The sequence below is a fragment of the Pseudomonas cucumis genome (assembly GCF_030687935.1).
Classification (GTDB): Bacteria; Pseudomonadota; Gammaproteobacteria; order Pseudomonadales; family Pseudomonadaceae; genus Aquipseudomonas; species Aquipseudomonas cucumis.
Genome location: NZ_CP117454.1, coordinates 4,920,517 through 4,935,073, shown reverse-complemented (window position 1 = coordinate 4,935,073; position 14,557 = coordinate 4,920,517). Strand labels below are relative to the sequence as shown.

Annotated in this window: 9 protein-coding genes; 3 read left to right on the top strand and 6 right to left on the bottom strand. The window is 58.6% G+C overall.

Annotated features, from left to right (window positions below):
* The first annotated feature begins 140 nt into the window (after positions 1–140).
* From PSH97_RS22375 to PSH97_RS22365, 3 genes are read left to right on the top strand one after another with little or no spacing between them, the layout of a single operon-like run.
* A complete protein-coding gene (locus PSH97_RS22375) occupies positions 141–1,082 on the top strand; it encodes a glycosyltransferase family 2 protein (RefSeq protein ID WP_123719383.1) in 942 nt (313 codons plus the stop codon).
* Between the two features lies 1 nt (position 1,083).
* Positions 1,084–2,592, top strand: coding sequence for a glucosyltransferase domain-containing protein (locus PSH97_RS22370; RefSeq protein ID WP_305446740.1), 1,509 nt, complete (start codon positions 1,084–1,086; stop codon positions 2,590–2,592).
* 8 nt (positions 2,593–2,600) lie between these two features.
* Positions 2,601–4,190, top strand: a complete 1,590-nt coding sequence (locus PSH97_RS22365) for a glycosyltransferase family 39 protein (protein ID WP_407682190.1) — start codon at positions 2,601–2,603, stop codon at positions 4,188–4,190.
* On the opposite strand, the gene PSH97_RS22360 is transcribed toward PSH97_RS22365, so the two are convergent.
* From PSH97_RS22360 to PSH97_RS22335, 6 genes are all read right to left on the bottom strand, one after another.
* Positions 4,168–5,787 carry an FMN-binding glutamate synthase family protein gene (locus PSH97_RS22360; protein WP_305446738.1) on the bottom strand — a complete coding sequence of 540 codons (1,620 nt, stop codon included), beginning with the start codon at positions 5,785–5,787 and terminating at the stop codon, positions 4,168–4,170. The two genes, PSH97_RS22365 and PSH97_RS22360, sit on opposite strands and share 23 nt — an antisense overlap.
* 213 nt (positions 5,788–6,000) lie before the next feature.
* Positions 6,001–7,407: an ATP-binding protein gene (locus tag PSH97_RS22355; RefSeq protein ID WP_305446737.1), complete on the bottom strand. Its 1,407-nt coding sequence runs from the start codon at positions 7,405–7,407 to the stop codon at positions 6,001–6,003.
* Positions 7,404–9,212: a DAHL domain-containing protein gene (locus tag PSH97_RS22350; RefSeq protein WP_305446736.1), complete on the bottom strand. Its 1,809-nt coding sequence runs from the start codon at positions 9,210–9,212 to the stop codon at positions 7,404–7,406. Before PSH97_RS22350 ends, PSH97_RS22355 begins: the two co-directional genes overlap by 4 nt.
* On the bottom strand, positions 9,209–10,168 hold the full coding sequence (locus tag PSH97_RS22345; protein WP_305446735.1) for a cytochrome-c peroxidase: 960 nt from the start codon (positions 10,166–10,168) through the stop codon (positions 9,209–9,211). Before PSH97_RS22345 ends, PSH97_RS22350 begins: the two co-directional genes overlap by 4 nt.
* A gap of 45 nt (positions 10,169–10,213) precedes the next feature.
* Positions 10,214–12,088 carry a putative bifunctional diguanylate cyclase/phosphodiesterase gene (locus tag PSH97_RS22340; RefSeq protein WP_305446734.1) on the bottom strand — a complete coding sequence of 625 codons (1,875 nt, stop codon included), beginning with the start codon at positions 12,086–12,088 and terminating at the stop codon, positions 10,214–10,216.
* Positions 12,085–14,391 carry an EAL domain-containing protein gene (locus PSH97_RS22335; RefSeq protein ID WP_305446733.1) on the bottom strand — a complete coding sequence of 769 codons (2,307 nt, stop codon included), beginning with the start codon at positions 14,389–14,391 and terminating at the stop codon, positions 12,085–12,087. Before PSH97_RS22335 ends, PSH97_RS22340 begins: the two co-directional genes overlap by 4 nt.
* Positions 14,392–14,557: the final 166 nt, after the last annotated feature.

Below are 14,557 nucleotides of genomic sequence, written 5' to 3'. Positions count from 1 at the left end.
ATATTACCGAATGTCTCAGCTGCCTATAGCGAACGGAGGGGGCTGCGTGTCCGTTGGTCTGCCGGGCAGTTCGCGCGCCAGAACGCCCCCTGATGGCGGTCTGTCGAACATCTACACTTCGATTTTCAGGAGTGTGAAACGTGAAAGTTTCGCTGATTGTCCCGGTATTCAATGAAGAACAGGCGATCAGTCTGTTCCATCAGGCGGTGCGTCGCGAATTGAAACTTGACCCGTGTGAGGTCGAGATCGTGTTCATCAACGATGGCAGCACCGATCGAACAGCTGAGCAAGCCAAGGCGCTGGCACAGGTCGATGAACAGGTATTGCTGATCAACTTTTCGCGCAACTTCGGCAAGGAACCGGCGTTGTTTGCCGGGCTGGAATACGCCACCGGCGATGCGGTGATCCCCATGGACGTGGACCTGCAGGATCCGATCAGCGTCATCCCGCAGTTGATTGCCGAGTGGCAAAAGGGCGCTGATGTGGTGCTCGCCAAACGCCGCAATCGTGACAGTGACAGTTATTTGAAACGCCACAGCGCATCGCTTTTCTATCATTTGCTGAACAGAATTTCCTACACCCGGATCGAAGAAAACGTCGGGGATTTCCGGCTCATGGACCGCAAGGTGGTCAATGTGATTCGCGCACTTCCCGAGCATCAGTTGTTCATGAAGGGCGTTCTGTCCTGGGCCGGGTTCACCACGGCAGTGGTCGAATATGAACGGGCCCGGCGAGTGGCAGGACGCAGTAAGTTCAACGGCTGGAAACTGTGGAACCTGGCGCTGGAAGGCATTACTTCGTTTAGCACCGTGCCGTTGCGGTTGTGGACTTACATCGGTGGCGGCATTTCGATCTTCGCGGTGCTGTACGCGGTGTACATGGTGCTGGACAAGATTTTCTTCGGTAACAGCGTACCCGGTTACCCCTCGCTGATGACGGCCATTCTGTTTCTCGGCGGTGTTCAACTGATCGGCATCGGCATCCTCGGTGAGTATGTCGGCCGCATCTACATCGAAGCCAAGCACCGGCCCCGTTATGTGGTCAAAGACGTCATTGGCGGCAAAGACCGGATCGGGCTTTAGCATGGGCAGACTGGGCGACTTTTTCAGTAGAGAGCTCGGGCGTCGTCGGGTCTGGTTGTTTTTCTTCATCGCGATCCTGATTTATGTCATCCCGCTGATCCTCGCGGACTATCCCTACATCGATGACAACTGGCGCTCGCTGTCGGCCGGTACTGCCTGGGCGGAGCAGGGGCGGTTGTTCACCGAGCTGTTCTACAACCTGCTGACGTTCAGCGATGGCGCGCCGAATATCTTTCCGTTGCCGCTGTTGATCGCCACGCTGGCCATGGCCTTTGCCTTGACCAGCCTGACATTCCATTACTACCCGCAGCCGACGATATCTTGCTGCCTGGTGGTGTTGCCGCTCTGGTACAACCCGTTCTTCCTGCAGAACCTGTCTTATCAATACGACGGGCCGGCCAATGCCTTGAGTCTGGTGGCAGTGATCTATGCGATCACTTTTCGCCATCCCTCACGCATTTTGCAGTGGCTGGTGCCGGCCTTCCTGATTGCGCTGGCGCTGGGGCTCTATCAGGTGAGCCTGAATGTGTTTCTGGGCCTGTGTTGCCTGGAGCTGCTCAGGGGCGCGAATGACAAGTGGGCCTGGCGGCAATGGTACGAATTGATCGGCTGGAAACTCGCGCAGGTGGGGCTCGGCGGGTTGATCTACAGCGTCACGGCTTATCCGTACATGAATCACGATCGCACCTTGTTGCTGAACTGGGCGGCGGCGCCTTTGCTGCAAGTTGAAATCAATATCGGCCGGGTGCTGGAAAAAGTCGCGCTGCTGTTTCACGGTGGATTCACTTGGGTGTTCGCCGTGCTGCTGTTGTGTGCCCTGGTGGGCAGCGCACGGTTGGCCCGCAGCGTGATTGAACGCCAGGACTCGGGGCTGAGAAAAATCGTGATGGGCCTGGCGTGCGTGCTGACGGTGCCGGTTGTGACTTTACTGGTGTCGGGGGCTGCGCTGTTTTTTCGCGACTTCAATGAAGGCGCCAGAACCTTGATGGGTTTCGCGGTGTTGCTGGTGCTGTTGTTCTATTTGAGCCATCTGGCGCTGACGTCCATCCATGAGCGGCTGCCGCTGCTGTTGGCGGTGCCTCTGCTGGCCATGCTTTCGCTGTCCTACGCTTATGGCCGCGTGCTGACGGTGCAAAACACCTTCGCGTCCAGCGCGTTGTTTTCCCTGGGGCAGGACATTGCGGCCCATCGACAACTGCACGAGGCCAAGCGCATTTATCTGTCGGTGAGTTATTCCGATCACTGGCTGGTGGGGGCCGCCGGCTCGTTCAAGCAGATGCCGGTCTTGCATTATCTGTTGAACATCAACTTTTTCATGCTGGCTGAAAACCTGCCGAAGGCGGGTATCACCAACGTGGAGGTGGAGAGGGAGCGGCGTAACGCGACCCTGATGGGTTACCAGGGTTATGCGCCGCTGGTGGAGAGCAAGTTCTATCGCCTCTATCTGCTGGGCGATTACGGTTTCATCATCATGAAAGAGCCGACCCCGATCACCAGTCTGCAGTGGTGAGCCTGGTGATTACCTCTTTGATCCATCCCGAAAGTTTTCTATCTCGAGTGGCCGACAAGGCAGGTCTGGTGGCGGTGATAATCCTCGCGTTGGGTGCAAGGTTTCACGCCATCACCGTGCCGGTCATCTGGTACGACGAGGCCTACAGCCTGCTGCTGGCCGAGGGTTCACCTGCGTATATCTGGGCCACGACAGCGCGGGATGTTCATCCGCCGCTTTACTACGTTTTGCTGCATTTCTGGATGTTGCTGTTCGGCAATGGCGTGTTGGCTGCGCGATCCCTGAGTGCACTGGCCGATGTCGGCACGCTGTTGCTGTGCATTAAATTGATGAGCCTGGTGACGACGCGAAAGGCGACCTGGATAGCGGCATTGCTGTTGGCATTGCTACCGATATCGGTGCGCTATAGCCAGGAAGTACGAATGTACACCTTGCTCGGCTTCTGGCTGATGGGCGCGACCGTGGCGCTGGTGTGCTGGATCAAGGTACCGGATCAAAAACGTTATCCGGTTTTTTACGTGCTGTTGATGACGGCAGCTTTCTACACGCATTACTTCGCCGCGCTGTGCGTTTTGGTGCATTGGCTTTGTGGGTGGCGAGTGCGAGATGGCGGTCGGTCCATGGCAATACCGATTCGTGCGTGGGTCTTGGCCAACAGCGCAATCGTCGTGTTGTACCTGCCGTGGGTACCTCACCTCATCAATCAATTGCTGCGAATGGACGGGCTCGAGTGGATACCGCCGCTCACTTGGCAAACAGCCCTGACCTTCGTTTGGCAACTGGTGATGATGGAGGGAGCGGTCAGCCCTTCATCCTTATGGCGTGTGTTGCCCTCGGTGTTGATCGTTGTTTGCGCCGCAGCGGCGCTGCTCAAGGCACGCCATGAGCGACCTTTCAGCATCTTATTGGTGGGCTATTTTTTTGTGCCGGTGCTGAGCGTTTTTCTGGTGTCGCTGATCGTGCCGGTTTTCAATGCCCGATACCTAGTGTTCGCTGCCGCCGCGTTGCCCCTTATCGTTGCGCTCGCGCTGGACGCATGGAGCCAACGCCACGCCGTTCTCACCACTGTCGCCATGGCTTTGGTTTTATTGGCAGAAGTACACGGGCTTTCGGCGGTCTACGCGCAAACGGATGAGATGAACGGGACAAGCATTCGCAAAGACGCACGGCTGGACGCCGTGATCGCAGGTCTTGGCCGCGAGGTCCGTCCGGGTGACGAGATCGTTGTGGATAACCTGTATTGGTATTTGCCGTTTACGTACTACAACTCGACCGGTATTCAGCCGAGGTTATACGCCTTCAAACCACCGACCGGCACCCTTTGGGGAACCGCCGAATACGGTGGCTGGGCACTCATTCCCCGTCATTTGCGTTCGATTCTCTTCGACGATTTTTCAACCTTGAAACTGAATGCCAAGCGGATCTGGTGGGTAACGGGTTACGCTCGCCCTGAACATGACGCTTTGTTTCCCAAACACTGGAAACAGGTGCAGATGCTGAAGGAAGGGGACAGCGAAGCCCGATTGTTCATCCGAGGGGAAGCGCCAACCCCTGAGGTTGGCGCGCAAACACGGCCTATGCAGCCGCCAGTTCATTAGGCTCAAAACTATCCGCCCGAGCCATCTGCCACATCCGCGAGTAAAACTCGCCGTTCACTTCACCGGTGAGCAACTCGCCCGGTTTCAGGAACACATGCAACTGTGAGAACAGTTTGATCTCGGTCGCCGACATGCGTCGCACCAGATGCTTGGCCGACAGCTGTGAAGGATGATCGAGACCCGCGGCGGCGAGCATTTCGGCCAGGGCTTTAAGCGTATTGCGATGGAAGTTAAAGACGCGCTGCGCCTTGTCTGGAACCACGAGGGCGCGTTGACGCAGAGCGTCCTGGGTGGCGACGCCGGTCGGGCATTTGTTGGTGTGGCAGCTTTGCGACTGGATGCAGCCGATGGCGAACATGAAGCCGCGCGCGGAGTTGGCCCAGTCGGCGCCGATGGCCAGGACGCTGGCGATGTCGAAGGCGCTGACGATCTTGCCGCTGGCACCGAGTTTGATTTTGTCCCGCAGGTTCAGGCCCACCAGCGTGTTGTGCACGAACAGCAAACCTTCGCGCATTGGCACGCCGATGTGGTCGGTGAACTCCACAGGCGCGGCGCCGGTGCCACCTTCCTTGCCGTCGACCACTATGAAGTCCGGGAGGATGCCGGTTTCCAGCATGGCCTTGGCGATGCCCATGAATTCCCACGGGTGGCCCAGGCAAAACTTGAAGCCCACCGGTTTGCCGCCGGACAGTTCACGCAGTTGCGCGATGAAGTGCATCAGTTCGATCGGCGTGGAAAACGCGCTATGGCGCGACGGCGAGATGCAGTCTTCGCCCATCAGGATACCGCGGGTTTCGGCGATTTCCTGAGTCACCTTGTGCTTGGGCAGGATCCCGCCATGGCCGGGTTTGGCGCCTTGGCTCATCTTGATTTCAATCATCCGCACTTGCGGGCTCGACGCCTGGGCGGCGAAGCGTTCAGGGTCGAAGCGGCCATCGGCGGTGCGGCAGCCGAAGTAGCCGCTGCCCAGTTCCCAGGTCAGGTCGCCGCCGTTCTCCCGGTGATAAGCGCTGATGCTGCCCTCGCCAGTGTCATGGGCGAAGTTGCCGAGTTTGGCGCCCTGGTTCAATGCGCGAATGGCGTTGGCGCTGAGGGAGCCGAAGCTCATGGCCGAAATGTTGAACACCGACGCCGAGTATGGCTGGGTGCACTGCGGGCCGCCGACCATTACCCGGAAACTGCTCGGGTCGCTCAATGGCGCCGGGCGCATGGAATGGCCAATGAATTCGAAGCCCGACTGATAGACGTCGATCAGCGTGCCGAAGGGTTTGTCGGCACTTTCATTCTTGGCTCGTGAATAGACCAGCGAACGCTGGGCCCGGGAGAAGGGCAGGGCGTCGCTGTCGGATTCGAGCAGGTACTGGCGAATTTCCGGGCGAATGCCCTCCACCAGATAGCGAATATTGCCCAGGATCGGATAATTGCGGCGCACCGCGTGTGGGCTTTGCAGCAGATCGAACAGCCCTACGAGGCTGAGGACGCCGGTGACGGCAGTGATCGGCCAGAGCCAGTCGTGTTGCAGAAAGGGCAGGCTGGCGAGGGTGAATATCACACACACGGCAAAGAAGGCGTAGCGGCTCAGGAGGGACAGGCTCATACGGTTTCCTTGGGTTCGGACTCGGTTGTTTTCAGCACAGTGGAATGCCTGAGCTCCCACAGTAAAAGCTAAAAGCGCTCCACTGGCCGGCCAGGCATTCTGCGCCTGGAGAAATAACGAAAACAGCTCGGACTGGGACTTATGGTCAATTGTGCGCCTTTGACCGATCATTCCCACGCAGAGCGTGGGACGATCAAACACTTTGACAGGTGTTCAAGCCGCTGTTTTTGTCTGGCGCACCGGCAACTCGACCCGAAAGGTGCTACCCATCCCGACTTCGCTACGCACCGAAATATCGCCCTGATGTTTTTTCACGATGCCATAGGACAGGGACAACCCGAGCCCTGTCCCTTGGCCCACCGGTTTGGTGGTGTAGAACGGGTCGAATATTTTCTGCAGGTTGTCCGGCTCGATGCCTATTCCCGTGTCCGCGACCTCGATCGACACCGTTTCACCTTCAAGCCTGGTGCGTAGCGTGATGGTGCCCCGTTCCGGCCCCATCGCCTGAGAGGCGTTGACGATCAGGTTCATGATCACCTGATTGATTTGCGACGGCAGGCATTCGATGTCGGGCAGCTGTTGATACTCCTTCACCACATCGGCCTTGTACTTGAGTTCATTGGCGACGATGTTCAGGGTCGACTCGATGCCTTGTTGCAGATTGGTCCACTGCCATTCCTGATTGGAGTCGACGCGGGAGAAGTCCTTCAGGTCTTTGACGATCTGCCCGACCCGGCCGATGCCTTCCTTGGATTCCTTGATCAGCAGCGGAATGTCTTCGCGCAGAAAATCCAGTTCCACCCGTTCACGTAATTGACCGAGACGGTCGATGACCTCGCTTGAGCCAATGGCGTTTTCCGCCTCCCGATAGGCATCGAGCATGTCCTGCAGTTGCTTGAAGTAGCCATCGAGGGCACCGAGGTTGGAGGAAATGAAGCCGATGGGGTTATTGATTTCATGGGCGACGCCCGCCGCCAGTTGCCCCAGCGAAGCGAGTTTCTCCGACTGCACCAATTGGCTTTCCAGTTGTTTGCGCTCGTCGATTTCCCGCTGTAACGCCTCGCTGGCCTGCTTGAACTGGGCCGTGCGCTGATCCACCAGATGTTCCAGATGGCTCATCTGAATGGACGCCCGTTCGGTCATTTCCCATTTGGTGAGCAGGGTGTTGGCCATCTGCTGGACTTCAATGTTGTCGAACGGTTTTTTCAGAATCAGCAGGCGGTCGTGAGCGTGCAGGCGTTCCAGCAGTTCATCCCAGGAATAGTCGGAATAGGCGGTGCACACCACCACTTGCAGTTGCGGGTCTTGCTGCCACAGGTGTTCGATGGTCTGCGCACCGTCCCAACCCTCGGGCATGCGCATGTCGACGAAGGCCAAGGCGTAGGGACGGTTTTCCTGTAATGCCTGGATGAGTTTGCCCAGACCCTCCTGACCGCCATAGGCAGAGTCCAGTTCGAACAAGGCGCTGGCGGACTTCACTTCGCTGCCGAACAGCGCGGCCTCCATTTCGTCCAGCTCCACATGCTGCACCGATGTCGGGGTGAGGATTTTGCGAAAGTCTTCGTGGATGGACGGCGTGTCGTCGATCAGCAGAATACGTCGGTTCGAAAGATCGCTCATGCTTCCTCCATGACGGGTTTCAACGGGATCTGCAACGTGAACAGAGCACCTTTGCCCGGCCCGTCGCTATGGGCGGTGAGATGGCCGTTCATCTCGATCGCGGCCAGGGCACAGCTGTGCAGGCCGAAGCCGTGACCTTCCTTGCGGGTGGTGAAGCCGTGGGCAAAGATCCGCGTCATGTTCTCCGGCGCGATGCCTTCACCGTCGTCCTTGACGCTGATTTGCAGAATCGTGTCCTCGACGACTTTCACCCCAAGGGTCATTTGCCGAGGGCGGTTGCTGAGGTCGGTCATGGCGTATTTGGCGTTACTGATCAGGTTGATCAGGATCAGCAACAGCCGGTGCTTGTCACCCATGACTTGCGGTACATCGCCGTACTCCTTGACCACCGTGACGTGATGCCGAGTCAGGGCGCCGGCGTTCATCCGCAGGGCGTCTTCCAGCAGTTCGCTGATGTGCAGCGGTTCCATCAGGCTGTTGGCGCCCGCGTAGGACTGCTGGGTGGCGACGATGTCCTTGATGTGGTCGACGCTTTTGCTCAGTTGCGCGAGTTCGTCGGTCATGCCTTGTTGTTCAAGGGCAATGGCATCCACCAGTTGGTTCAGGTAACCGGGCAGCAGTTTTCCTTTCTCGTCCTGGGTCAGGAAAACGCCCAGATCGTCTTGATGCGCGTTGATCAGCTGCATCGCCTTGCCCAATCCCTGGGCCTTGCTGCTACGCAGCTTGCGGGTGACCAGGTCGGCCGAGATGTTCACGCTGTTGAGCACGTTGCCGACGTTGTGCAACACGTTAGTGGCGATTTCAGCCATGCCGGCCTGGCGCGCGGTGTCGAGCAGTTCGCTCTGGGTATCCTTGAGTTCGCGGGTGCGCTCTTCGACTCGTTGTTCGAGGATGTCGTTGGCCGTTTGCAGTTCCTTGTTGACCCGATTGATCTCGCCGAAGCTGCGCATAAGGCGAGTTGCCAGGTACACCAGCACCATCACCAGCAGCGTCGAAAACACCAGCATGTAGAAGTGGTAGCGCCGGTCGATTGCCTCGGTTTGCTGCTGATCCTGGTTCAGCAGACTGGTGATGTCGTCCAGCCGTGCGGCCACAGGAACGGCTTCGATGTTTTGCAGCAGCCGATTGACCACGGGTTGTTCGCGCAGGATCAGCGCGATGTGATTGCTCAAGACATCGATCGGGCTATGAAACTGCTCCGGTAATCGTTCCTTGTTCACCTTCAGTTTGTTCAGCCCGACCAGGATATCGGCGGCTTTGTCGTCGGAGGTGACCTGGGCAAACTCCAGGCTGCTGAGCAGCAAGTCGTAGGTGTCGGTGGCAATGTTCTGGAGTTGCAGTTTGTCTTCGTCGAGCAGTCGGGTAAGCGGTTCCTGGATGTCGTCTTCGGCAGTGGGCAAAAACGCCAGTGAGTTGCGCAGCACTGCGTTGTGGGATTTGAACTGCTCCACCAGCCGGGTTTTTTCCTGCACGGCGGTGTGGTAGGCGTCATGGCCGGCATGCCAGATGGGGTCGTTGCGGCCGTGATTGGTCTCCTTGGTCTCGAACTGCTCCCACAACTGTGTCATCTCGTTCAGCGGTGCAACCAGGGGATCGTAATTGTGGCTGATGGCAATTCTGGCCTTGAGAATCTCGGTTTCCCACTGCGCATTGAGCTGTTTGATCTGGCGGATCAGGTCCCGGGACTCGGCGTACGTCGCGGTCTGGTCGGAGCTTGATTTGAGGTACAGAAACAGCAATGTCGAAGCCAATAGCAAGGCCACGCCACTGAGCACCAAGAGGTTGCGACGGTGGTACGTTTTCATAAAGGTTTACCTCCCCACTCACCGGTCAGTGTCTTGAGGAATTTGATGATCAAGGTCTTGTCCTTCTCCGAGGGCACGCGACCGAGCTGGAACTTGAACATCACATCGACCGCGTCTTCGAGCGTCTTGGCCGAGCCGTCATGAAAGTACGGCGCGGTCACGGCGACGTTGCGCAGGCTCGGAACCTTGAACACATTGCGGTCTTCTTCAGCCTTGGTGACCAGATAGCGGCCCAGATCGGCTTCGGTGGGGTTGCCCCGGACCTCGAAGTAATCGCCCATGACTCCGAATTTCTGGAACATGTTGCCGCCGATGTTCACCCCTTGATGGCAGGCGATGCAACCGTAGTCCTTGAAGCGTTGGTAACCGTACTTCTCCTCGATCGTCAGAATCTCGGTATTGCCCAGCAGGTATTGGTCGAAACGCGAGTTGGCGCTGATCAGCGTGCGCTCATAGGTGGCCAAGGCTTTTTGCACATTGTTCATGGTCACGCCGTCCGGGTAGGCCTTGGCGAAAGCGCTTTTGTAAGCCGGGTCGGCGGTCAGTGTCTGAACGACATGTTCCCAATGACTGCCCATTTCGCTGGGGCTCTGCACCACTTCGTGGACTTGTGTTTCCAGAGTGTCGGCGCGGCCGTTCCAGAATTGCCGGAAATTCAGACTTGAGTTGAAGACGCTGGGGGTGTTGATCGTCAAGGGGACGCCGTTGAAACCAATGGAAAACGCCTGGGTGTCGGCGCCTCCGACTTCCAGGCGATGGCAACTGGCGCACGACAGGGTGTTGTTGACCGACAGGCGTGGCTCGTTGAACAACCGGCGACCGAGTTCGACCTGCAAGGGATTCTGCTGGGGCACCGCGGGCAAGGGTTTGAGTGGTTCGTCCAGCGGTGCGCCGCTGGCTATCAGACAGTATCCAAGCAAAGGCGCAAGAAGCAGAGAGTAGAAGGGGCTCGACATCTTATGATTCCTTGGCGCAGGGCCCTGAGTGTCGTTGCGCATCGTTCATGGGGTGGTGGATGAAGCGGTCTGCACGGACGTCAGGTATTGCACGAAGGCGTCCGGCTCCACGGCTTTGCTGAAGTAGTAACCCTGGCCTTCCTCGCACTGCAGGCCCTTGAGAAAATTCAGTTGCTCAAGGGTTTCCACCCCTTCGGCAATGACGGTCAGTTTGAGGCTTTTGCCCAGGCTGATGATGGCGCTGACCAGGGCCGCATCATTGCTGTCCCGGCTCAGGCCACGAATGAACGACTGGTCGATTTTCAACACATCGATGGGAAACCGTTGCAGATAACTCAGGCTGGAATAGCCGGTGCCGAAGTCATCGATGGCCAGCCGCACGCCCAATGCCTTGAGCCGATTCAGCGAGACCATCGTGGCATCGATATTCTGCATCAATACGCCTTCGGTAATTTCCAGCTCCAATAAGGTGGGGTCCATACCGGTTTGCTTGAGTATCTGTTCGATACCTTCGACAAAGTCCCGCTGACGGAAATCGATGGCCGACACATTCACCGACATGCAGAGCTCCGGCAGGCCTTTCGCTTGCCAGGCGCAGGCTTGTTGACAGGCCTGGGCGAGCACCCATTTGCTCAACGGTACGATCAGGCCGCTGTCTTCGGCTACACCGATGAAGTCTGTCGGATAAACCCAGCCTTGCCCCGGTTTTTGCCAGCGGATCAACGCCTCGGCGCCGACCACCTTGCCGCTGCTCAGGTCAAGTTTGGGCTGGTAGTGCAGGACGAATTCGTTGCGTTCCAGCGCCAGGCGAATACCCGACTCGATGCTCTGCTGTTCCCGGGCGCGCTGGTTCATCTCATCGATGAAAAAGCTGAAATCGTTCGGACCGGTTTCCTTGACGTTGCGCATCGCGGTTTCGGCTTTTTTGATCAGCGCGATTGCATCGAAACCGTCCTCTGGATAAATACTGATGCCCAGGCTGGCCGTCACGCTCAGGTCGTGGCCGGCGATGTGTTGAGGGGCGCGTATGGCGTTCAGGAGCTTTTCGGCGATGCCCTTGGTCTGCTGGGGGTGGTGGATGTCAGCCAGGATCACCACAAACTCATCGGAGCCGTAACGAAACACCGAGTCGGACGCGCGCACGCAGGCCACCAGATTGTGCCCGACACGTTTGAGCATCTCGTCACCGGTGGGGTGACCCAAGGCATTGTTGATGCGTTTGAAGCGATCGAGCCCCAGAAACATCACGGCCAGTTGCTTGTCATGTCGCCTGGACAGGGCCAGTGACTGGTTCAGCCGGTCGCCCAGCAAGGTGCTGTTGGGCAATTCGGTCAATACGTCGTACTGCAACAAGTGCGATACCTTGAGCAGCTCATGGACACGGGCCTCGATGGTTTGCTCCAGGGTCTGCACTTTAATGGCCGCGTCCTGCGCCATCTGCCACTTCCAGGTCAGGGCGCTGGCCATCTGGCGGATTTCCAGGCTGTCGAAGGGTTTTTTCAGCACCAGCAACTGATCGCCGAACTCCAGTCGTTCGGCCATGGCTTCCCAGGTGTAATCGGAGAAGGCCGTGCACAGCGCGATTTGCAGGTGAGGATCTGCTTTCCAGAGCCGTTCGATGGTTTCCAGGCCATCCCAGCCCGGTGGCATGCGCATGTCGGTGAACGCCATGGCGTAAGGGCGGCCTTGTGCCTGGGCGCGCGTGACCAGTTCGAGCGCTTCCTCGCCCTGGTAGGCGGAGTCGAGCTGGAACACCAGCCGCGCCGACTGGGGGCTGCCGAACAGCGCTGCTTCAGTGCCGGCGAGGGTTTGTTCGTCGTCGGTATCCGGGCCGAGAATCTTGCGGAAATCCTGATGGATCGAAGGTGTGTCGTCGATGATCAGAATGCGCCGGTTGGCCTGGACGGACGGAGTTTTCATTCCTTGTCCTCCGTGGCACGCCGCGAGTCATCCGGCATCGCTCCAGTTTCGTGGGTGGCATGCACGATGCTCCCGGCCTTCAGCAACTCGGCGGCCTGTTGGCTGCTGACCGCTCGGCTGAAATAGTGACCCTGGGCGTTCATCGGTGAGCCGGTGGCCATCAGCGAACTGCGTTGCTCCTGGGTTTCGACGCCCTCGGCGATAATGCCGATCCCTACCTCGCGGGCGAAGTTGATGATGGCCCGCAAGGTGGTTGCACTGGCCGGGTCGCGTGCGGCCATGTCGATGAAGGTCTGGGCGAGTTTCAGGTGATTGACCTGATAAGTCTTGAGGTAATCGAACGAAGAGTATTCGGTGCCGAAGTCGTCGATGGCGATTTTTACCCCCAGCTCACGCAGGCGCGGCAGTACATCGTTGTGCGTCCACTTGGTCTGGGCCAGGGTCGCTTCGGTGACGTCGAAGCGCAGGTCCCATGGGCACAGTTCCCAGCGTGCGGTGGTGCGCAACACGTCATAGATCAGCTCGGGACCGCTCTTGAGCTGAGCCAGGGACAGTTTTATCGCCACCACCGGTGGCGCCATGCCTTCGTCTCGCCACTGGCGCATTTGCCGGCAGGCGCGCTCCAGCACCCAGTGACCGAGGGCGATAATGGTGCCGGTCTTTTCCGCCGCGGGCAGAAACGCCGGGGCTTCCAGCAAACCGCGCACGGGGTGGTTCCAGCTGACCTGCGCTTCCATGCCGAGGATCCTGCCACTGCTCAAGTCCACTTCCGGCCAGTAACGCAGTTCGAGTTCGTCGTGTTCGATGGCCGTTTTCAAGTCGTTGGCGATGGTCATGCGCTCGACCACTTCCTGATTGATCTCCTCGGAGTGGAAGTGGTACTGGTTGCGGCCCTTTTCCTTGGAGCGATACAGCGCCATGTCGGCCTGGGTCAACAGGCTGTCGGCGCTGAGGCTGACCGGTGCGTAGCTGCTGATGCCGATGCTGACCGAGACCCGCACATCATTGCCGGCCAGGGAGTAGGGCAGCACCAGTGCATCGCGGACCTTGGCGGCCAGGGCCGCTGATTGGGTCGGATCGCCGACGTCCAGTTGCAGTATCGCGAACTCGTCGCCACCCAGGCGGGCAACCACGTCGTTTTCGCGCACGCAGTCTTTGATACGCCTGGCGACCTCCTGCAATAGTAGGTCGCCCACCGGATGACCCAGGGTGTCGTTGATGCGTTTGAAGTGATCAAGGTCCAGGTAAAACATGGCGAACGGTGTGGCCCCGCGCCGGGCGGCGGCGAATGCCTGGTGCAGCCGTTCGATCAGCGTCGCGCGGTTGGCCAGCCCGGTCAGCCCGTCGGTGCGGGCCAGCAGGGCGATTTTTTCCTCGGCCAGTTTGCGTTCGGTGATGTCGATGATGATGCCTTCGACTTCCAGCAAACGGCCTTCATCATCGCGCACCGGAATATAGCGGTTTTCGACCCAGCGCCAGTCACCGTCACCGGTGCGCATCCGGAACTCGATGGAAGCACCTGCCGCATGGCGATCCAGCACTCGGGCCATGGCGGTGTCGACTTTCGATTGATCGTCGGGATGGATCAGCTCCTGCGCCCAGTTGGACGACGCCACCAGGGCCGCCGCGATGTGACCGTATTTGGTGATGTTGTGGGAGATGTACATCAACGGAAACGACGGTTCGCCTCGCAGCCGATACAGAATGGTCGGGCTGTTCTGCACGATGATGTTGGCGTCGGACAGCTCCCGGGTGCGCTCTTCGACCGCATGCTCCAGCAGCGACATCTTCAGTGCTGCGTCTTCGGTCATTTGCCACTTGGCGGTCAATGCGCTGGCCATCTGGCGAATTTCGATGGCATCGAAGGGCTTTTTCAGGATAAGCAGGCGATCGCCCAGTTCCAGGCGTTCGGCGATGTCTTCCCAGGAATAGTCGGAATACGCGGTGCAGAGCGCCACCTGCAGCTTGGGGTCGACTTGCCACAAGCGTTCGATGGTTTCCAGACCGTCCCAGCCCGGCGGCATGCGCATGTCGATGAAGGCCATCGCGTAGGGCGAGTCATTCGCCAGCGCGGTCTCGACCTTGTCCAGCGCTTCGCGGCCCTGAAACGCGGAATCGATGACGAAACTTTGCAACGATACCGACGCAGGGGTACCGAACAGGGCGTTTTCGGCGCTGAGCAGGCTGTCGTCTTCGATCGATGGCGGGCTGAGAATCTTGGCAAAATCCTCATGGATCGACGCCGTGTCATCAACGATGAGAATCCGACGATTAATCCGCGCAAGCAGCGTATTCACTGACATGCGCCTGTACTGACAGCAGGTTGGTGCAATGAGCTCATAGAGGGTATCCCTTCCCTGATCGCTGGATGGAGCGGGTATCGTTCTGGATCCGAGTGATCTGAGCATAGTCGCCCGGCCAGCACTTCGCCCGGTTGACTGAAACGAATCATTTCCGGGGTCGGGCTGA